Below are 18,160 nucleotides of genomic sequence, written 5' to 3'. Positions count from 1 at the left end.
CCGGCCCGTGAAGCGACACACGATCGAGCCCCGCCCCGGCTGGCAGCAGACCGTCGAGGAGCAGGGCTGCGTCTACCCGCTGACCCGCTACCCCGACGGGTCCCTGCGCCCGTACTGGGACGAGAGCGCGTACTACGAGTTCTCGCTGCCCGAGGTCGAGGCGATGGAGGACGTCGTCGAGGAACTGCACACCATGTGCCTGGCCGCCGCCGAGCACATCGTCGAGCACGACCGTTTCGCCGACCTCGGCATCACCGACGCGCGGCTGGCCGCGCGGGTGGCCTCGTCGTGGCGGCGGCGCGCCGAACTCCCGTCCATCTACGGCCGGTTCGATCTGCGCTACGACGGCACGGGCCCGGCCAAGATGCTGGAGTACAACGCCGACACCCCCACCTCGCTGGTGGAGGCCGCGAGCCCGCAGTGGTTCTGGATGGAGGAGCGCTTCCCGGGCGCCGACCAGTGGAACTCCCTGCACGAGCGGCTGGTCGACGCGTGGAAGCGCCAGGCCCCGCTGCTGCCGCCCGGCCCGGTGCACTTCGTGCACTCCGAGGGCGACGAGCTGGGCGAGGACCTGATGACGGTCGCGTACCTGCGCGAGACCGCCCAGCAGGCCGGCCTCGACACCGAGGCGCTGTCCGTCGAGCAGATCGGCTGGGACCGGCTCTCGGGCCGCTTCGTCGACACCAGGCTGCGCTTCATCCGCAGCTGCTTCAAGCTCTACCCGTGGGAGTGGCTGACCACGGACCGCTTCGGCCCGCACGTGATCAACACCCTGGACAACGGCGGCGGCACCGGCACCACCTGCTGGATCGAGCCGGCCTGGAAGATGCTGCTCTCCAACAAGGCGCTGCTGGCGATCCTGTGGGAGCTCTACCCCGGCCACCCGAACCTGCTCGCCGCCTATCTCGACGGCCCGCGCGAACTCGCCGCCGCGGGCGGGCCCGGTTACGTCGCCAAGCCCCTGCTGGGCCGCGAGGGGGCGGGCGTCACGATCCACGAGCCGGGCACGCGGCCGTCTCCGGAAGCGGGCGAACAGGCCTTCTGCTACCAGGAGTTGGCCCCGCTGCCCGACTTCGACGGCAACCGCGTGGTGCTTGGCGCGTGGGTCGTCGAGAACGAGGCGGCGGGGCTCGGCATCCGGGAGTCGTCGGGCCTGATCACGGACGAGTACGCCCGCTTCATCCCGCACGTGATCCTCTGAGCCGCACGGTGTGAGCCGGACCGTGTGAGCCGGACCGTGGGCCGCTACTCGGCCAGTACCGCGGCGAGCTGGTCGAGCCCCCAGTCCAGGTCCTCCTTGCTGATCACCAGCGGCGGTGCGATCCGGATCGTCGAGCCGTGGGTGTCCTTGACCAGTACGCCCCGGTCCATCAGCCGCTCCGAGATCTGCCGGCCGGTGCCGATCGCCGGGGCGATGTCGATGCCCGCCCACAGCCCCCGGCCGCGTACCGCCTCCACCGCGCCGCCGCCCACCAACAGCCCGAGCTGCTGGTGCAGGTGGTCGCCCAGCTCGGTCGCGCGCTGCTGGAACTCCCCGGTGCGCAGCATCGCGATGACCTCCAGCGCCACCGCGCAGGCCAGCGGGTTCCCGCCGAACGTCGAACCGTGCTCGCCCGGCCGGTACACGCCCAGTACGTCCGCCGACGACACCACCGCGGACACCGGCACGACGCCCCCGCCCAGCGCCTTGCCGAGGACGTACATGTCGGGGACGACGCCCTCGTGTTCGCAGGCGAAGGTCCTGCCGGTGCGCCCGAGCCCGGACTGGATCTCGTCGGCGATGAAGAGAACGTTCCGCTCGCGCGTCAACTCCCGTACGCCCGCCAGGTATCCGGCCGGCGGCACCAGGACGCCCGCCTCGCCCTGGATCGGCTCCAGCAGTACCGCCACTGTGTTCTCGGTGACCGCCGCCCGCAGCGCCGTCAGGTCGCCGTACGGCACGATCTCGAAGCCGGGGGTGTACGGGCCGAAGTCGGCGCGTGCCTCCGTGTCCGTCGAGAAGCTCACGATGGTCGTCGTACGGCCGTGGAAGTTGTTGCCCGCCACCACGATCTTGGCCCGGCCGTCCGGTACACCCTTGACCTGGTAGCCCCACTTGCGGGCGGTCTTCACGGCGGTCTCCACCGCTTCCGCCCCGGTGTTCATCGGCAGCACCATCTCCATGCCGCAGAGGTCGGCGAGCGCGGTGGCGAACTCGGCGAACCGGTCGTGGTGGAAGGCCCGGGAAGTCAGCGTGACCCTGTCCAGCTGCGCCTTGGCGGCGTCGATCAGCCGGCGGTTTCGGTGGCCGAAGTTGAGTGCGGAGTACCCGGCGAGCATGTCGAGGAAGCGGCGTCCCTCGATGTCGGTCATCCACGCGCCGTCCGCCGACGCGACGACCAGGGGCAGCGGGTGGTAGTTGTGCGCGCTGTGCGTCTCGGCGGAAGAGATGGCAGCTTCGGTGCGCGAGGTGCCCGAGGTGCGCGAAGTGTGCGAGGTGGTCGACACGGGGTCTCCGATCGTCGAGACGAGTTCATCCGGTGCTGAGCAGGGATGCTGCCCCTTTCTATCGTCGCTCGCATGCCAGACGCAGAAACATGCGGTTTGCCGGCCGGTCTGAGGCCGACGCCGTCGCTGAGGTCTCGGGCCCGCCCGGCGCGCCACGCCCCGGCGCCACGCCCCGGCGCGCCACGGGCCGGCGCCACGGGCGGGCCCGTGCGCACCGGAGAACCGAGTTGCGTTCCGCACCTGAGAGAATGGGCCCATGGCCTCTGATCGTCCTCGTGTGCTCTCCGGCATCCAGCCCACCGCGGGCTCGTTCCACCTCGGCAACTACCTCGGCGCCGTGCGCCAGTGGGTCGCCCTGCAGGAAACCCACGACGCCTTCTACATGGTCGTTGACCTGCACGCGATCACCGTTCCCCAGGACCCCGCCGAGCTGCGGGCCAATACCCGGCTCGCCGTCGCCCAGCTGCTGGCCGCCGGGCTCGACCCGGACCGCTGCACGCTCTTCGTGCAGAGCCACGTGCCCGAGCACGCCCAGCTCGGCTGGCTGATGAACTGCCTCACCGGGTTCGGCGAGGCCTCCCGTATGACGCAGTTCAAGGACAAGTCCGCCCGGCAGGGTTCCGACCGTGCCACCGTCGGCCTCTTCACGTACCCGATCCTGCAGGTCGCCGACATCCTGCTCTACCAGGCCGACCAGGTTCCCGTCGGTGAGGACCAGCGTCAGCACATCGAGCTGACCCGTGACCTCGCGGAGCGGTTCAACGGCCGGTTCGGCGAGACGTTCACCGTCCCGGCGCCCTACATCCTCAAGGAGACCGGCAAGATCTTCGATCTCCAGGACCCGGCGATCAAGATGAGCAAGTCGGCGTCGACGCCGAAGGGCCTGGTCAACCTGCTGGAAGAGCCCAAGGTGACCGCCAAGAAGGTCAAGAGCGCGGTCACCGACACCGACACCGTGATCCGCTATGACGCCGTCGCGAAGCCGGGCGTCAGTAACCTGCTCTCCATCTACTCCACGCTCACCGGTGCGACCATCGCCGAGCTGGAGCAGAAGTACGAGGGCAAGATGTACGGCGCGCTCAAGACGGACCTGGCCGAGGTGATGGTGGAGTTCGTCACGCCGTTCAGGACCCGCACCCAGGAATATCTGGGGGACCCCGAGACGCTGGACTCGATCCTGGCCAAGGGAGCCGAGAAGGCCCGCACGGTCGCCGCGGAGTCCCTCGCCCAGGCCTACGAGAAAATCGGCCTGCTTCCGGCCAAGCACTGACAGGTCCCGGACCTAGGACTCTGGTCACGGGGGCGCCCCGCCCGCCACACTGCACACAGGCAGTACCGCACAGGCAGCACACAGGCTGCGTCACAGGATGTACCGGACGACGGAGGAGAACGACGTGGGGACCGTAACGCTCGGCGTTTCGATCGCGGTCCCGGAGCCGTACGGCAGCCTGCTCCAGGAGCGGCGCGTGAGCTTCGGGGATCCTGCCGCGCACGGCATCCCCACGCATGTCACCCTCCTGCCTCCGACCGAGGTGGACGCGGCCCTGCTGCCGGCCGTCGAGGCGCACCTCACGGCGATCGCCTCGTCGGGGCGGCCCTTCCCGATGCGGCTGTCCGGCACGGGCACCTTCCGGCCGCTGTCCCCGGTCGTCTTCGTGCAGGTCGTCGAGGGCGCGGCGGCCTGCTCCTGGCTGCAGAAGCGGGTCAGGGACACGTCGGGGCCGCTCGTGCGCGAGCTGCAGTTCCCGTACCACCCGCACGTCACGGTCGCGCACGGCATCTCGGAAGAGGGCATGGACCGGGCGTACGCGGAGCTGTCCGAGTACGAGGCCCAGTGGGCCTGCGCCGGGTTCGCGCTCTACGAGCAGGGGCCGGACGGGGTGTGGCGCAAGCTCCGGGAGTACGCGTTCGGCGGCGGTTCGCGCGGCGCCGTACCCGCGCAGAACTCACCCGTGACCACCCCGGCCACGCCGTCCCTGCGCCGCTGACCCCACCGGCGGTTCCCCGCGGGGCAGCCCGCTCACAGCACCGGCCCGGTCACAGCGGCAGGCGCCGGTACAGCGGGCGCGGAAGGTGGCGTACGGCGGCCATGAAGGCGCGCAGCGCCCCCGGCACCCACACCGTCTCCGCCCGGCGCCGCAGCCCGCTCTCGATCGCCGTGGCCACCACGCCCGGCGTGGTCGCCGGCGGGCGCGGCGCCCGGCCCGCCGTCATCTTCGAGCGCACGAATCCGGGGCGTACGAGCATCACGTGCACGCCCGTCCCGTACATCGCGTCGGCGAGTCCCTGGGTGAAGGCGTCCAGGCCGGCTTTGCTCGACCCGTAGATGAAATCGGCGCGGCGGGCACGCTCGCCCGCGACCGACGACAGCACGACCAGGGAGCCGTGGCCCTGCCCCTGGAGCGCCCGCGCGCACACCAGGCCGGCGGAGACGGCGCCCGTGTAGTTGGTCTGCGCGATCCGTACCGCCGCGAGCGGATCCTGCTCGTCGTGCGCCTGGTCGCCGAGCACGCCGAAGGCCATCAGCACCATGTCGACGGGTCCCTCCGCGAAGACCTTGCCGAGGGCGGCCTCGTGCGACGCGGGGTCAAGCGCGTCGAAGACGACCGTACGGACGTCCGCGCCCAGGGTGCGCAGGGCGGCGGCCTCGGCGTCCAGGGCGGGCGACGGGCGTCCGGCGAGCCAGACCGTACGGACGCGGCGGGCGATCAGGCGGCGGGCGGTGGCCAGGCCGATCTCGGAGGTGCCGCCGAGGACGAGGAGGGAGTGCGGGAGGGCGGAGGCGTCCGTCATGGGAATGTGCTCCTGGGGGCGGGCGGGCGGGCGGGGCGTGCCGGGTCGGCTCGTGCACGGTCAAGGAGCGAACGTATCGTCCCTAAACGTCCTTTTTGAAAGAAACGCCAGTGTGCTGAGCGGAACGGGTGACCGACGGTGTTTTCATGGTCAGCCGCACGGAGGGTAGGCGCACCCCATGGACTGGCTGAAGAAACTGCCCGTGGTCGGGCCGCTGTTCACGCGGCTGATGGTCACTCACGCCTGGCGTACGTACGAAACACTCGACCGCACCCACTGGACGCGGCTCGCCGCCGCGGTCACCTTCATCAGTTTTCTGGCGATCTTCCCGCTGATCACCGTGGCCGCTGTGGTCGGCGCGGCCATGCTCTCGGACCGGCAGCTCAAGGACCTGCAGGACAAGCTCGCCGAGCAGGTGCCGGGCATCTCGGAGCAGCTGAACATCGATTCCCTGGTGCAGAACGCCGGCGCCATCGGCCTCGTCGCCGGCGCCCTGCTGCTGTTCACCGGCATCGGGTGGGTCGGCTCGATGCGTGAGTGCCTTCGGGCCGTCTGGGACATGGACGACCTGGACGAGGGCAACATCGTCCTGCGCAAGCTCCAGGACGCCGGCATCCTGCTGGGCCTCGGCGCGGTCGGCCTGGCCTCGTGGGCCGCCTCCTCGATCGGCTCGACGGCCATCGGCTGGACGGCCGAGCGCATCGGCATCTCCGGCAGCGGCGTCGGCGGTGTGCTGCTGCAGGTCGCCGCGCTCGCCCTGGCGGCCGGCGCGGACTTCCTCATCCTCCTGTACGTCCTGACCCTGCTCCCCGGGGTGAAACCGGCCCGGCACCGCCTGATCACCGCGGCGATCATCGGCGCGGTCGGCTTCGAGCTGCTCAAGCTGCTGCTCGGCAGCTACATGAAGGACGTCGCCGCGAAGAGCATGTACGGGGCGTTCGGCATCCCCATCGCGCTGCTGCTGTGGATCAACTTCACGTCGAAGCTGCTGCTGTTCTGCGCCGCCTGGACGGCGACGCGCCACGACGACGAACGCGACGACGGCATCCGCACCGAGGACTCGTCCTCCTCCTCCTCCGCCTCCTCCTCCTCCGCCTCCTCCGCTGAGAATCCGCTCAGCGGCGCGGGCGGCGCCGCCCCAGGGAAGGCAGTGGCCACCGGCGGTTGACCAGGACCGCTGATCCGGCCAGCACCACCAGCGCACCGCCGGCGACGGCCAGGGCGACGCCCGCGCCGCTCGATCCGTCGTCGGCGGAGGCGAGGGCTGTCGGCTGCTTCTTCGCGGCCGCGCCCTCGCCGGCCCCCGGCGCCTCGATGTCGTGGGACGGCGGCGCACCCTTGCCGGTCTTGGCGGACTTCGGCGGCACCAGGACTCCGATCGGGGTCACCTTCCCGGACGCCTCGAATCCCCAGTCGAGCAGGCGGGCGGCTTCCTTGTAGACGGCGTGCCCCTCGTCCGCGGACGGGTTCATGACCGTGACCAGCAGCACCCGCTCGCCGCGCTGAGCGACACCGGTGAACGTCGAACCCGCGTGGGTCGTGCTGCCGTTCTTGATGCCCGCGATGCCCTTGTACGGCTCGACGCCCCAGGCGCCCGTCAGCAGCCGGTTGGTGTTCTGGATCTCGAAGCTCTCGCGCTTCTTCCCGTCCTCGCCGCCGGGGAACTTGGCGTACGCCGTCGCGGCGTACTCCCGGAACTCCTTCTTCTGCATGCCGCTGCGGGCGATCAGCGTCAGGTCATACGCGCTGCTGACCTGGTGCTTCGCGTCGTACCCGTCGGGTGAGACGACGTGGGTGTCCAGCGCCTGGAGCTCCTCGGCGTGCGTCTGCATGTCCTTGACGGTCTTCGTCAGCCCGCCGTTCATCTCCGACAGGACGTGCACGGCGTCGTTGCCCGAGCGCAGGAAGACGCCGAGCCACAGGTCGTGCACGGAGTAGGTGTGGTCCTCCTTGATGCCGACGAGGCTGCTGCCCGCGCCCACCCTGGCCAGCTCCTCCTCGGCCACCTTGTGGACCTGCGACTTGTCCAGTTTCGGCAGCACCGTGTCGGCGAACAGCATCTTCAGGGTCGACGCGGGGGGCAGCCGCCAGTGCGCGTTGTGCGCCGCGAGTACGTCGCCCGATTCGGCGTCCGTGACGATCCAGGACCGCCCGCTCAGCCGTTTGGGCAGGACGGGGGCGCCCTTGCCGAGCTTCACCTGTGTACCGGGCCGCCCGAGCTGCGTGCCGCCGACCGTGGACATCTGGGCGGGAGGCTGCGGCTGCTTGGCCCCCGCCTTGTCCTCCGGGGCCGCCGCACCGGTCGCCGCGTGCGCGGGCAGGGCGATGAGTGCGGGGAGCAGCACGGCGGAGAGGACCGTCAGCGCGGTCTTCCTGACGGCGGTCCTTTTGACGACGGTTTCGTTAACGGCGGTCTCGTTAACGGCGGTCTTTTCGGCGGCGGTCCTTTTAGCGGCTGACACGATCAAGAACGTACAGGGAGTGAACAGGGGTGCGCACCCGGAGGGGGCGGCCCTGAGCCGTCCCTCCGGGAGCGGCCCGCCCCCGGACGGGGCGCCCCGCAGCAGCCCGGCCCCCGGTCGGCGGGGGCCTGCGGGGGGCGGCGATACTGGGCCCATGAAGCTCAGCCGTCCCGTCTCCTGGTTCCTGCTCGCCTTCGGGGTATGGAGCCTGTTCATCTGGGTCACCTTCGTCAAGAACCTGTGGAAGGACGGCAGCGGGCTCGCGTTCGACGACGCCGGTGACCCGACCACGTACTTCTGGGTGCATCTTCTGCTAGCCGTGACGTCCTTTCTTCTGGGGACGGCTATTGGAGTGATCGGGTTCCGTGGAGTGCGGGCCCTGCGACGTGAGCGGAGCCAGGGATAACCGTGGTCGTGGTCTTCGCTTTTGTCGCCCTGTCGGTTCTCGCGCTGCTGTCCGTCGCGCACTGGTACGTGTGGCGCCGGCTCGTCCGCGACACCACCGCCCGCGGCGGCGCCCTGCGGCGGACCGGCACGGTGGTGCTGGTGACGCTGCCGCTGCTGATGGTGGCCGCGCTGGTCTCGGCTCGGGCCGGTGCGCCGTTCTGGGTGCAGCAGGTCGTGGCGTGGCCGGGGTACCTGTGGCTGGCGGTGCTGATGTACCTGGTGATGGCGCTGGTGGTGGGCGAAGCGGTACGGCCGCTGCTGCGGCGGTGGCTGGAGCGGCGCGCGGCGGCGGGTACGGCTGCCGGCGGGGACCCGGCCGAGGGGGCGCCGGCCCAGGCGGCTGCGCCTCAGCCGACCGCCGGAGACGCGGGCACCGCCGCTGCCGCTGCGCCGACGCCTGGCGGCGGCACGGACACCGTGACGGCGACCTCCGCGCCCGCCCCCGCTGCGCCCTCCGACGTGTCGCGGCGCCTGTTCGTGTCCCGGGTGGTGGGCGCCGGGGCGGCCGTCGCCGCGCTCGGCACGGTGGGGTACGGCACCTACGGGGTAATGCGCGGCCCGCGGCTCAAGCGGGTCCGGGTGCCGCTGGCCAAGCTGCCGCGCGGGGCGCACGGGTTCCGGATCGCGGTGGTCAGCGACGTACACCTCGGCCCGATCCTCGGCCGCGCCCACACCCAGCGGATCGTCGACACGATCAACTCCGCGCAGCCGGACCTGGTGGCCGTGGTCGGCGACCTCGTCGACGGCAGCGTGGCCGACCTCGGCCGGGCGGCCGAGCCGCTGGCGCGGATCAGATCACGCCACGGGGCGTACTTCGTGACGGGCAATCACGAGTACTTCTCCGGCGCCGAGGAGTGGGTCGAGCACGTACGGGAGCTCGGCCTGCGCCCGCTGGAGAACGACCGCGTCGAGATCGCCGGCTTCGACCTCGCCGGGGTGAACGACATCGCGGGCGAGAGCGAGGGCCAGGGCCCCGACTTCGCACGGGCGCTGGGCGCCCGGGACCGTACCCGCGCGTCCGTCCTGCTCGCGCACCAGCCCGTGGTGATCCACGACGCGGTGCGCCACGGCGTGGACCTCCAGCTGTCCGGGCACACCCACGGCGGCCAGCTGTGGCCCGGCAACCTCGTCGCAGCCCAGGCGAACCCGACCCTGGCGGGTCTTGAGCGGTACGGCGACACCCAGCTGTACGTCTCGCGTGGGGCGGGCGCGTGGGGCCCGCCGGTGCGGGTGGGCGCGGAGTCCGACATCACGATCGTGGAACTGGCTTCCCGCCAGGCTTAAGGGGGTGTCTGACGATTCCCCGCGGCGTCGCGGCGTCCGGCACGCACGCTCGCAGCGTTGCCGAAAAGCCCTAGTAGCTCCGCTACGAGGACTGTCCGGCGCCTTACGATCGCACGCACCGGACGCCGCTCCTTGACCCACGGGGAATTGTCAGACACCCCTAGACCGATGCCGCACCTCAGGCGCGGCCGCCAGGTCCCGTCGTGGCGTCCGGCATGAAGTCCACCAGCAGTTCGTGCAGTTGCCGCACCAGCGGTCGCAGCAGGCGGAAGCGGGAGAGTGCGATCGCCCGCGCCGCCAGTGGTGCCACGCGCTCGACCAGGCGGTGGCTGCGCGCGCAGCCGTCCGAGCGGTCGTACACCCAGAACAGCACCAGGCCCATCTGTAGCAGCCACATCAACTGCGGCAACTCCGCAGCCAGTTCGGGATCGGCCTTCGTCGTGGAGCCGTCCAGTGCCCGCTTCTGGATCGCGATGGCCGCCTCCCGCGCCGGCGCGGAGTCTGTCGAGAAGGGGCTGAGCGGGCTCTCCGGATCGGCCGCGTTCTTGAAGAACTGGGCGGCGAAACGGTGGTACGGCGCCGCCACGCCCAGCCAGGCCAGCAGCACCCCGCTGATCCGCGCCGCCAGGTCCTTCTCGGCCGCGAGCACCGGCTCCACCGCCGCCGCGTGCTCGGCGGCGATGCGGTCGTAGAAACCCTGGACGAGGTGCTCCTTCGAGCCGAAGTAGTAGTACGCGTTCCCGGTCGAGACCCCCGCCTCCTGGGCGATGGCCCGCATCGTCGTCTTGTCGTAACCGCGCTCCTGGAACAGCCGGAGCGCGGTCTCGAGGATCAGCGTGCGGGTCTGCTCGCTCTTGGGGGCCTTCGGGTCGGCCGGGGGCTTGGGATCGGCCGGGGTCTTCGCTGCAGTCACGGTGCCCGAGCCTAACGGGGTACGGCGCACTGCACGTCGCAGGGCGCCGTTCCCGCGCTGCCGGTCGCAGCGCGGTACTTGGCCGCCGCGAGCATCGTGCCCCGTACGAACGGCTGCCCGCCCGGGGTGGCCAGCCAGTGCGCCTTCGGCCGGTGCTCGGCCAGCGCCCACAGGCAGACGATCCAGGCCGCGGGGCCCGCGTATATCTGGCCCCGGTCGCCGATGACGGTGATCTCCCGCAGCGTACGGCCGTGGTCGAGCGCCGGATACCGCAGCTGTGCCTCGGGCGAACCGGCGGGGATCAGTTCCAGCGGTACGAGCTGTCGTTGCCGCGCCAGCCAGCCCCGCAGGTGGAGGCAGAGCAAGCACTGGGAGTCGTACAGGACGGTGAGAGACCTGACCGCTACGGACGGCGCGCTCATCGCGCTCACGCCCCGGCGGGGCCGGCGGCCGACGGGGGCGTCCAGCCCTGCGGAGGCGTCCAGCCCTGGGGGCCGACCGGCGGGACCTGCTCGCGCTCCATCACGCCGCGGCGGCGGATCTTGTTGAGGACGAAGACGTTGCCGAGGTGCATCACGCCGAGCACGAGCAGCACGACGCCGATCTTCACCGACAGCACCTCGAAGAGGCCGCGGGCCTCGCTGACCGTGTCGGCCGCCTTCAGGTAGAGGGCGACGAAGCCCAGGTTGACCAGATAGAAGCCGACCACCAGCAGATGGTTGACGGCGTCGGCGAGCTTCTCGTTCCCCTGGAGTACGTCGGCGAGAAAGATCTTGCCGTTCCGCCCCAGCGTCCGGGCCACCCACACGGTGAGCGCCACGCTGATCAGGAGGTAGACGACGTACGTGACCACAGTGAGGTCCATGCCCCACCTCTCTCTTGAACGTGTTCAAAAGCTGACGGTCATGACTCTAGACCCTCTTTTGAACGTGTTCAAGTGCGCGGTCCCAGGTGCTTGGGCGCCGTCCCTACATGCTGCTCAGCGAACGCAGGTAGTTGATCTGGCCCATGACCATCGGGAATGTCTGCGGGCCGATGGCCGGGATCATCGTCGAGTGGTGCCGGCCGCCGCTGGTGACGGTGATCTGGATGTACCCCGTCGTCACTTTCTCCTTCATCAGGAGGAACAGCAGCCCCAGCAGACACGCGACGGAGAAGACGACGGCCAGCACGATCGCGACCGTCGGAATCTTCTCGTCGGTGCGGGACATGTCGGTGGCGGTCCAGATCGCGCCCCGCAGCGGCATCGTGCCGGACGGCGTGATGACCGAGTCGCCGGTGACGGTGATGTCGCCGATGTGCATCAGCGGCGCGCCCCCGACGCCACCCGGCGGCGGCCCGGCGTACGGCACCGGGGCGCCGTACGGGTAGCCGTAACCGCCGTGCGGGTAGCCGTAACCCTGCGCCGGGCCCCACTGGTAGTTCCCGTTCGGGTCACCGTCCGCCGCGTACGGATTCGGATGCTGCTCGCTCATGATCCCCGTGCTCCCCTCGGCCCGCCTGTCATGCCGCTGAATTTCAGGCAATCCTGGCACAAGGGGCCGCCCGGCCACCCCGGGTACGCGAAAGCCCCGCCGCCCGGAACAACCGGGACGGCGGGGCCTGTCGCGCGCGTACGCCGAAACGCCGAAACGACGCAGGCGCAGAGGGACCCTAGAAGCGGCGCGTGATCAGCGCGCGCTTGACTTCCTGGATCGCCTTCGTGACCTCGATGCCACGCGGGCACGCGTCCGTGCAGTTGAAGGTCGTGCGGCAACGCCACACGCCGTCCTTGTCGTTGAGGATTTCGAGGCGCTGCTCGCCACCCTCGTCACGGCTGTCGAAGATGAAGCGGTGCGCGTTGACGATCGCCGCCGGGCCGAAGTACTGGCCGTCGTTCCAGAACACCGGGCACGAGGACGTGCACGCGGCGCACAGGATGCACTTGGTGGTGTCGTCGAACCGCTCGCGGTCCTCGGAGCTCTGCAGCCGCTCACGCGTCGGCTCGTTCCCGTTCGTGATCAGGAACGGCATGACATCGCGGTACGCCTGGAAGAACGGGTCCATGTCGACCACGAGGTCCTTGAGGACCGTGAGGCCCTTTATGGCCTCGACTGTGATCGGCTTCTCCGGGTTGATGTCCTTGATCAGCGTCTTGCAGGCGAGCCTGTTCTTGCCGTTGATCCGCATCGCGTCGGAGCCACAGATGCCGTGCGCGCACGAGCGGCGGAAGGTCAGCGTGCCGTCGGTCTCCCACTTGATCTTGTGGAGACCGTCGAGCACCCGCTCCTTCGGGTCGATCTCGATCTGGAAGTCCTGCCACTGGGCCTCGGCCGAGACCTCGGGGTTGAAGCGGCGGATCCGGAAAGTGACCGTGATGTACGGCGAGGGCGCGGACGCGGCCTCGACCTTGTCCATCGTCGGAGTAGCCATCAGTACTTACGCTCCATCGGCTGGTAGCGGGTCACGACGACCGGCTTGTAGTCGAGACGGATCGACTCGGTGCCGTCGTCGCCGACCTCGCGGTACGCCATGGTGTGGCGCATGAAGTTGACGTCGTCGCGGTTCGGGAAGTCCTCGCGGTAGTGACCGCCGCGGGACTCCTTGCGCGCCAGGGCGGACACGGCCATGACCTCGGCCAGGTCGAGCAGGTTGCCCAGCTCGATGGCCTCCAGCAGGTCGGTGTTGAACCGCTTGCCCTTGTCCTGCACGGACACGTTCTTGTACCGCGCGCGCAGCTCGCCGATCTTCTCGACCGCCGTCTTGATCGTCTGCTCGGTGCGGAACACCATCACGTTGGCGTCCATCGTCTCCTGCAGCTCCCGGCGCAGGTCGTGGACCCGCTCGCGGCCGGTGTTGCTGCGCAGGCGCTCGACCTGCTCGACGACGAGCGACGCCGGGTTCTCGGGCAGCTCGACGTACTCGGCCTTCGCGCTGTACTCCGCGGCGGCGATGCCGGCGCGCTTGCCGAAGACGTTGATGTCGAGCAGCGAGTTGGTGCCCAGACGGTTGGCGCCGTGCACCGACACGCAGGCGACCTCACCGGCGGCGTACAGGCCGGGAACGACCGTGGTGTTGTCGCGGAGGACCTCACCGGCGACGTTCGTCGGGATGCCGCCCATGGCGTAGTGCGCGGTCGGCTGGATCGGGATCGGGTCGGTGTACGGCTCGATGCCCAGGTACGTACGCGCGAACTCGGTGATGTCCGGGAGCTTGGCGTCGAGCTGCTCCGGCGGCAGGTGCGTGAGGTCGAGGAAGACGTGGTCGCCCTCGGGGCCGCAGCCGCGCCCCTCGCGGATCTCCGTGTAGATGGAGCGCGATACGACGTCACGGGACGCGAGGTCCTTCATGACCGGCGCGTACTTCTCCATGAAGCGCTCGCCGTCCTTGTTGCGGAGGATGCCGCCCTCACCGCGGGCGCCCTCCGTCAGCAGGATGCCCATGCGCCAGATGCCCGTCGGGTGGAACTGGAAGAACTCCATGTCCTCCAGCGGCAGCCCACGGCGGTACGCCGCGGCCTGGCCGTCACCGGTCAGGGTGTGCGCGTTCGACGTCACCTTGAAGAACTTGCCGGTGCCGCCGGAGGCGAAGATGACGGCCTTCGCCTGGAAGACGTGGATCTCGCCGGTCGCCAGTTCGTACGCGACGACGCCCGCCGACTTCTTGACGCCGTCGACGTCGGCCATCAGCAGGTCGAGGACGTAGAACTCGTTGAAGAACTCCACACCCTCCTTGACGCAGTTCTGGTACAGCGTCTGGAGGATCATGTGGCCGGTGCGGTCCGAGGCGTAGCAGGACCGGCGGACCGGGGCCTCACCGTGGTTGCGGGAGTGACCGCCGAAGCGGCGCTGGTCGATGGTGCCGTCCGGGGTGCGGTTGAACGGCAGGCCCATCTTCTCCAGGTCGAGGACCGAGTCGATGGCCTCCTTCGCCAGGATCTCGGCGGCGTCCTGGTCGACCAGGTAGTCGCCGCCCTTGATCGTGTCGAAGGTGTGCCACTCCCAGTTGTCCTCCTCCACGTTCGCCAGCGCGGCGGCCATGCCGCCCTGCGCGGCGCCCGTGTGGGACCGGGTGGGGTAGAGCTTCGTCAGCACGGCGGTGCGGCTGCGCTTCGTCGACTCGATGGCCGCGCGCATGCCCGCGCCACCGGCGCCGACGATGACGGTGTCGTACTTGTGAATCTTCATGGATTACCTCAGCCCCGCGCCTAGCGGATGTTCGGGTCGAAGGTGAAGATCACCAGCGTGCCCAGAAGGACGGTGAACACCGTGGCGGTGTACAGCAGGTTCTTCAGCCAGAAGCGGGTCGTGGGCCGCTCCGCGTAGTCGTTGATGACGGTACGCAGGCCGTTGCCGCCGTGCAGCATCGCGAGCCACAGCATGGCGAGGTCCCAGACCTGCCAGAACGGCGACGCCCAGCGGCCGGCCACGAAGGCGAATCCGATCTTGGACACGCCGCCGTCCAGCACGAGCTGGATCAGCAGGTGGCCGAGGACCAGGACGACCAGCACGATGCCGGACAGCCGCATGAACAGCCAGCCGTACAGCTCGAAATTGCCGCGGGTCGTCTTCGGCGTCTTCTTGGTGCGGGTGCGGGGCGGCTCGATGAGCGGAGCCGGATTGTCGACGCTGTAGAGGCTCTCGCTCTCCACCGGCCCGACAGCGGAAGTGGTGGTCTCAGACATCTGTGTCAGCTCCCGAAGACTTCGCGTACGGCGTGGCCGAGCACGGGGTAGAGCGCCCCGGCCATCAGCACGACCCAGATGCCCATGACGGTCCAGAGCATCTGCTTCTGGTACCGCGGGCCCTTGGACCAGAAGTCCACGGCGATGACCCGCAGGCCGTTCAGCGCGTGGAAGAGAATGGCGGCGACAAGGCCGTACTCGAGCAGCGCCACGAGCGGGGTCTTGTAGGTTGCCACGACAGCGTCGTACGCCTCGGGAGAGACGCGGACGAGAGCGGTGTCGAGGACATGGACGAACAGGAAGAAGAAAATGAGGACGCCGGTGACTCGATGAGCCACCCAGGACCACATACCTTCCCGGCCGCGGTACAGCGTTCCAGCCGGCACGGAAAAACCCTCCGGGAGCGGGGATTGGGGCCATGCCGGCTTCTGTTTGTCGGTCTGGCCCGGCCGGGTACGGTCCACCGGCCCCGGCCATCGTAGCGACGAGTTGTCGGTTCGTTCACGCGGGGTCCGCAGGTGTGATCAAACAGGCGGTCAAACAGCCACGGACGGGCTATCGGGCCGGTCCGGACGGCAGGTCTGGCCTGCTTGGTCCCTATTCGACCGGTAATCCGACTCTTTCGGCGGATCGGATACGAGACGGGCGAGCCGTCCGCGCGCCAGCCTGCGCAGTTCGTCGGCCGCGACCGCCCGCTCCTCGTCCGGTTCGTTGCCCAGCCGGGACCTGATCGCGGCCAGTATCTGGTCGAGGTGCTCCTCGGCGGCGAAGCCGTCCAGGCAGATCAGGAAGGCGTGGCCGAAGCCGCTCTCGTACGCCGCGTGCGCGGCCCGCAGTGCGGTGTGCGCGGTGGCGGGGGCGCCCGCGCCGAGGTGCGCGGAGGTTTCACCGGTCAGGGCGCCGGAGATCTCGTCGCAGGACAGGTCGTACGCCGCCTCGTCGGCGGCGGCGAGCAGCGCGTCGAGGTCCGGGTAGGGCCGGTGGTCGGCGATGCGCCGGGCCCAGCGGTAGCTGTCGCAGCAGGCGAGCAGCGCGGTCTCGGCTGTGGCGGCGGGCAGCGCGTTGAAGCGGGCGAGCCCGGCGCCCGTCTGCCCCCGGTGCTGCTGCGGCAGGGGTGCGCGGCCGGGCGGCGGCAGCGCACGGCCGGGCGGCGACGTGGGGTGCAGGGTCGGCGGGCGCTTCGGGGGGCCGGCGTGGGATGCGCTGGTCAGCGGGAGCTCCTCGAATGGGACCTGCGAGCAGGGTGGGGCGTGCGGTGCGGTGCCTGGGGGCCCGGTGCGCCGCCACGCTACCGAGGGCGCTGCGCAAGGTGTTCGACAGGTGCGTGAATGTCACCCGTACGGGAGAGTTTGAACACAATCAGTGGACGCCTGAGGGGGTGATTGAGGATTATTCATCCAATGATGTCGCAAATACGTGGCCCGCTGGCCGTGGCCGCCTTCTCGCTGTCCCTCCCGCTCATAGCCACTCTCGCGCCGTCCACACCATCGGCGCCCGCCAAGCCCGCCGCCCCCGAAGCCCCGTCCGGACCCGCCGCCCCGGCGACCGCCGCACCCAAGGCAACCAAGGCACCCAGGGCCCCCAAGGCGCAGCCCGGCCCGACCAAGGCTCCCGGCGCCATCCCCTCCGTCAAGGAGTACGACGCCGCGTCCGGCCCCGGCTGGCAGCCCGGCAGCTCCACCCGCGTCGTCGTGGCCAAGGACGACCGCCGCGCCCTCGGCGACGAGGGAATGCTCCTGGCCAAGGAGCTGAAGCGGGGATACGCGGGAGCCGAGGCCGGCCGCTCCGGTGACATCGAGCTCGCCCTGAAGCCCGGCGGCGCCCCCGAGTCGTACACCCTCACCGTCCGTGACGGCCGGGTCCGCGTCACCGGCGCCGACGAGGCCGGCGTCTTCTACGGCACCCGCACCGTCAAGCAGGCCCTGAAGTCCGACGGCCGACTCGCGGAGGGCGTCGTGCGCGACAAGCCCGCCAAGCCGCAGCGCGGACTGATGCTCGACATCGCGCGCAAGCATTTCAGCGCCGAGTGGATCGAGAACCGCATCCGCGAGATGGGCGACCTCAAGCTCAACCAGCTCGGCCTGCACTTCTCCGACGACCAGGCCTTCCGTATCGCCTCGGACAGCCACCCCGAGGTCGTGTCCGACGACCACCTCACCAAGGCCGAGGTCCGGCGGATCGTGAAGCTGGCCGAGAGCCGCCACATCGAGGTGATCCCCGAGATCGACTCGCCCGGCCACCTCGGCGCCGTCACCCGCGCCCACCCCGCGCTCCAGCTGCGCGACACCGCGGGCGTGGCCGCGCCCGGCGCCGTGGACATCGCCAACCCCGAGTCGGCGAAGATCGTCGACGAGCTGCTCAGCGAGTACGCCGACCTCTTCCCCGGCCAGTACTGGCACCTCGGCGGCGACGAGTACCAGGCGCTGATGAAGCGCGACCCGGGCGCCTCCTACCCCGGCCTCGCCCGCGCGGCGGTCCGCAGGCACGGTTCCGGCGCGACGATCCAGGACCTGGCCACCGGCTGGCTCAACGACCGCGCCGAGACCCTGCGCCCGCACGGCAAGAGCCTCAAGGCGTGGAACGACGGCCTGCACGCCGGCGGCGTCGTCGACGCGGACAAGGACCGCGAGGTCGAGTACTGGACCGGCAAGGAGATCGGCGCCCGGGAGCCCGAGGAGTACCTGGCCGAGGGCCGCAAGCTCGTCAACCTCAACGACGAGTACCTCTACTACGTGCTCGGCGAACCGCAGACCTTCACTTACCCGACGGGCCGCCGTATCTACGAGGACTGGACCCCGCTGGTCCTGCGCGGCACCACCCCGGTGCCCGCGCGGTACTCCGACCAGATCCTGGGCGGCCGTCTCGCCGTCTGGGGCGACCTCGCGAACGCCCAGACGACGGAGCAGGTGGCCGACGGCATCCGCATGCCGCTGCACGCCCTCGCCCAGAAGGTGTGGGACCCCCGCACCCCCGAGCAGGACTGGGCCGACTTCGAGGCACTGGCCGAGAAGACCGGCTGACCACCGAAGAGGCCGATCCGGTGGCCGGGGAGCTGTTCCCACGGTTCCCGGACCGGCCGGGCTGTGACGTAATCGGGTAGCGGTACGCAGT

19 protein-coding genes are annotated in these 18,160 nt (G+C 70.2%); 7 read left to right on the top strand and 12 right to left on the bottom strand.

Annotated elements, in window-relative coordinates:
• Positions 1 to 7 precede the first annotated feature (7 nt).
• A complete protein-coding gene (locus ACU6WZ_RS10125; protein WP_447032778.1) occupies positions 8 to 1,201 on the top strand; it encodes a glutathionylspermidine synthase family protein in 1,194 nt (397 codons plus the stop codon).
• A 44-nt stretch (positions 1,202 to 1,245) separates the two neighbouring features.
• Here the strand turns inward: ACU6WZ_RS10125 and rocD are convergent, their stop codons facing one another.
• Positions 1,246 to 2,487: an ornithine--oxo-acid transaminase gene (gene rocD / locus ACU6WZ_RS10120; RefSeq protein ID WP_447032776.1), complete on the bottom strand. Its 1,242-nt coding sequence runs from the start codon at positions 2,485 to 2,487 to the stop codon at positions 1,246 to 1,248.
• 256 nt (positions 2,488 to 2,743) lie between these two features.
• On the opposite strand from rocD, the gene trpS reads away from it, so the two are divergent.
• Both trpS and ACU6WZ_RS10110 read left to right on the top strand, forming a co-directional pair.
• The gene (trpS, locus tag ACU6WZ_RS10115) at positions 2,744 to 3,757 is read left to right on the top strand and encodes a tryptophan--tRNA ligase (RefSeq protein WP_447032774.1); all 1,014 of its coding nucleotides are present in this window, start codon (positions 2,744 to 2,746) and stop codon (positions 3,755 to 3,757) included.
• Positions 3,758 to 3,881: 124 nt separating this feature from the next.
• Entirely contained in the window at positions 3,882 to 4,475 is a 594-nt protein-coding gene (locus tag ACU6WZ_RS10110; RefSeq protein ID WP_447032773.1) for a 2'-5' RNA ligase family protein, read from the top strand.
• A 49-nt stretch (positions 4,476 to 4,524) separates the two neighbouring features.
• Here ACU6WZ_RS10110 and dprE2 read toward each other — a convergent pair whose 3' ends face one another.
• Entirely contained in the window at positions 4,525 to 5,280 is a 756-nt protein-coding gene (gene dprE2, locus ACU6WZ_RS10105) for a decaprenylphospho-beta-D-erythro-pentofuranosid-2-ulose 2-reductase (protein ID WP_447032772.1), read from the bottom strand.
• 178 nt (positions 5,281 to 5,458) lie between these two features.
• Between dprE2 and ACU6WZ_RS10100 the strand changes: the two genes are divergently transcribed.
• The gene (locus ACU6WZ_RS10100; protein ID WP_447032771.1) at positions 5,459 to 6,448 is read left to right on the top strand and encodes a YihY/virulence factor BrkB family protein; all 990 of its coding nucleotides are present in this window, start codon (positions 5,459 to 5,461) and stop codon (positions 6,446 to 6,448) included.
• Here the strand turns inward: ACU6WZ_RS10100 and ACU6WZ_RS10095 are convergent.
• Entirely contained in the window at positions 6,396 to 7,898 is a 1,503-nt protein-coding gene (locus ACU6WZ_RS10095; protein WP_514132734.1) for a D-alanyl-D-alanine carboxypeptidase family protein, read from the bottom strand. The genes ACU6WZ_RS10100 and ACU6WZ_RS10095 overlap by 53 nt on opposite strands.
• On the opposite strand from ACU6WZ_RS10095, the gene ACU6WZ_RS10090 reads away from it, so the two are divergent.
• Both ACU6WZ_RS10090 and ACU6WZ_RS10085 read left to right on the top strand, forming a co-directional pair.
• Positions 7,897 to 8,148, top strand: coding sequence for an SCO4848 family membrane protein (locus tag ACU6WZ_RS10090; RefSeq protein ID WP_447032769.1), 252 nt, complete (start codon positions 7,897 to 7,899; stop codon positions 8,146 to 8,148). The two genes, ACU6WZ_RS10095 and ACU6WZ_RS10090, sit on opposite strands and share 2 nt — an antisense overlap.
• 2 nt (positions 8,149 to 8,150) lie before the next feature.
• The gene (locus tag ACU6WZ_RS10085; RefSeq protein ID WP_447032768.1) at positions 8,151 to 9,473 is read left to right on the top strand and encodes a metallophosphoesterase; all 1,323 of its coding nucleotides are present in this window, start codon (positions 8,151 to 8,153) and stop codon (positions 9,471 to 9,473) included.
• A 178-nt stretch (positions 9,474 to 9,651) separates the two neighbouring features.
• Here the strand turns inward: ACU6WZ_RS10085 and ACU6WZ_RS10080 are convergent, their stop codons facing one another.
• From ACU6WZ_RS10080 to ACU6WZ_RS10040, 9 genes are all read right to left on the bottom strand, one after another.
• Positions 9,652 to 10,386 carry a TetR/AcrR family transcriptional regulator gene (locus tag ACU6WZ_RS10080; RefSeq protein ID WP_447032767.1) on the bottom strand — a complete coding sequence of 245 codons (735 nt, stop codon included), beginning with the start codon at positions 10,384 to 10,386 and terminating at the stop codon, positions 9,652 to 9,654.
• Between the two features lie 11 nt (positions 10,387 to 10,397).
• Entirely contained in the window at positions 10,398 to 10,808 is a 411-nt protein-coding gene (locus tag ACU6WZ_RS10075; protein WP_447032766.1) for a thiol-disulfide oxidoreductase DCC family protein, read from the bottom strand.
• Positions 10,809 to 10,813: 5 nt separating this feature from the next.
• The gene (locus tag ACU6WZ_RS10070) at positions 10,814 to 11,251 is read right to left on the bottom strand and encodes a hypothetical protein (RefSeq protein ID WP_447032765.1); all 438 of its coding nucleotides are present in this window, start codon (positions 11,249 to 11,251) and stop codon (positions 10,814 to 10,816) included.
• A gap of 103 nt (positions 11,252 to 11,354) precedes the next feature.
• On the bottom strand, positions 11,355 to 11,861 hold the full coding sequence (locus ACU6WZ_RS10065; protein ID WP_447032764.1) for a hypothetical protein: 507 nt from the start codon (positions 11,859 to 11,861) through the stop codon (positions 11,355 to 11,357).
• Between the two features lie 178 nt (positions 11,862 to 12,039).
• Positions 12,040 to 12,798 (bottom strand): succinate dehydrogenase iron-sulfur subunit, encoded by a 759-nt coding sequence (locus tag ACU6WZ_RS10060; protein ID WP_447032763.1) that lies wholly within the window; start codon positions 12,796 to 12,798, stop codon positions 12,040 to 12,042.
• Positions 12,798 to 14,552, bottom strand: coding sequence for a succinate dehydrogenase flavoprotein subunit (sdhA, locus tag ACU6WZ_RS10055; protein ID WP_447032762.1), 1,755 nt, complete (start codon positions 14,550 to 14,552; stop codon positions 12,798 to 12,800). The genes ACU6WZ_RS10060 and sdhA overlap by 1 nt, the downstream gene beginning before the upstream one ends.
• 20 nt (positions 14,553 to 14,572) lie before the next feature.
• Positions 14,573 to 15,049 (bottom strand): succinate dehydrogenase hydrophobic membrane anchor subunit, encoded by a 477-nt coding sequence (locus ACU6WZ_RS10050; RefSeq protein WP_447032761.1) that lies wholly within the window; start codon positions 15,047 to 15,049, stop codon positions 14,573 to 14,575.
• A gap of 5 nt (positions 15,050 to 15,054) precedes the next feature.
• Complete coding sequence (sdhC, locus tag ACU6WZ_RS10045) at positions 15,055 to 15,399, bottom strand: succinate dehydrogenase, cytochrome b556 subunit (RefSeq protein WP_447033972.1); 345 nt, start codon at positions 15,397 to 15,399, stop codon at positions 15,055 to 15,057.
• Positions 15,400 to 15,585: 186 nt separating this feature from the next.
• Complete coding sequence (locus ACU6WZ_RS10040) at positions 15,586 to 16,080, bottom strand: 2-oxo-4-hydroxy-4-carboxy-5-ureidoimidazoline decarboxylase (protein WP_447033970.1); 495 nt, start codon at positions 16,078 to 16,080, stop codon at positions 15,586 to 15,588.
• A 372-nt stretch (positions 16,081 to 16,452) separates the two neighbouring features.
• On the opposite strand from ACU6WZ_RS10040, the gene ACU6WZ_RS10035 reads away from it, so the two are divergent.
• Positions 16,453 to 18,069 (top strand): beta-N-acetylhexosaminidase, encoded by a 1,617-nt coding sequence (locus tag ACU6WZ_RS10035; protein ID WP_447032760.1) that lies wholly within the window; start codon positions 16,453 to 16,455, stop codon positions 18,067 to 18,069.
• The last annotated feature ends 91 nt before the right edge of the window (positions 18,070 to 18,160 follow it).

This window comes from Streptomyces hypolithicus (genome assembly GCF_052934925.1).
The sequence above is the reverse complement of the archived record's forward strand: the minus strand, read 5'-3'. Positions and strand labels throughout refer to the sequence as shown.

What these genes read in the sequence shown, in the direction of transcription:
- ACU6WZ_RS10035 (WP_447032760.1), top strand. Translation starts at nt 16,453, where the DNA reads ATGTCGCAAATACGTGGCCCGCTGGCCGTGGCCGCCTTCTCGCTGTCC.
- trpS (WP_447032774.1), top strand. Translation starts at nt 2,744, where the DNA reads ATGGCCTCTGATCGTCCTCGTGTGCTCTCCGGCATCCAGCCCACCGCG.
- ACU6WZ_RS10090 (WP_447032769.1), top strand. Translation starts at nt 7,897, where the DNA reads ATGAAGCTCAGCCGTCCCGTCTCCTGGTTCCTGCTCGCCTTCGGGGTA.
- sdhA (WP_447032762.1), bottom strand. Translation starts at nt 14,552, where the DNA reads ATGAAGATTCACAAGTACGACACCGTCATCGTCGGCGCCGGTGGCGCG.
- ACU6WZ_RS10100 (WP_447032771.1), top strand. Translation starts at nt 5,459, where the DNA reads ATGGACTGGCTGAAGAAACTGCCCGTGGTCGGGCCGCTGTTCACGCGG.
- ACU6WZ_RS10070 (WP_447032765.1), bottom strand. Translation starts at nt 11,251, where the DNA reads ATGGACCTCACTGTGGTCACGTACGTCGTCTACCTCCTGATCAGCGTG.
- ACU6WZ_RS10075 (WP_447032766.1), bottom strand. Translation starts at nt 10,808, where the DNA reads ATGAGCGCGCCGTCCGTAGCGGTCAGGTCTCTCACCGTCCTGTACGAC.
- sdhC (WP_447033972.1), bottom strand. Translation starts at nt 15,399, where the DNA reads ATGTGGTCCTGGGTGGCTCATCGAGTCACCGGCGTCCTCATTTTCTTC.
- ACU6WZ_RS10050 (WP_447032761.1), bottom strand. Translation starts at nt 15,049, where the DNA reads ATGTCTGAGACCACCACTTCCGCTGTCGGGCCGGTGGAGAGCGAGAGC.
- ACU6WZ_RS10060 (WP_447032763.1), bottom strand. Translation starts at nt 12,798, where the DNA reads ATGGCTACTCCGACGATGGACAAGGTCGAGGCCGCGTCCGCGCCCTCG.
- ACU6WZ_RS10095 (WP_514132734.1), bottom strand. Translation starts at nt 7,898, where the DNA reads ATGGGCCCAGTATCGCCGCCCCCCGCAGGCCCCCGCCGACCGGGGGCC.
- dprE2 (WP_447032772.1), bottom strand. Translation starts at nt 5,280, where the DNA reads ATGACGGACGCCTCCGCCCTCCCGCACTCCCTCCTCGTCCTCGGCGGC.
- ACU6WZ_RS10065 (WP_447032764.1), bottom strand. Translation starts at nt 11,861, where the DNA reads ATGAGCGAGCAGCATCCGAATCCGTACGCGGCGGACGGTGACCCGAAC.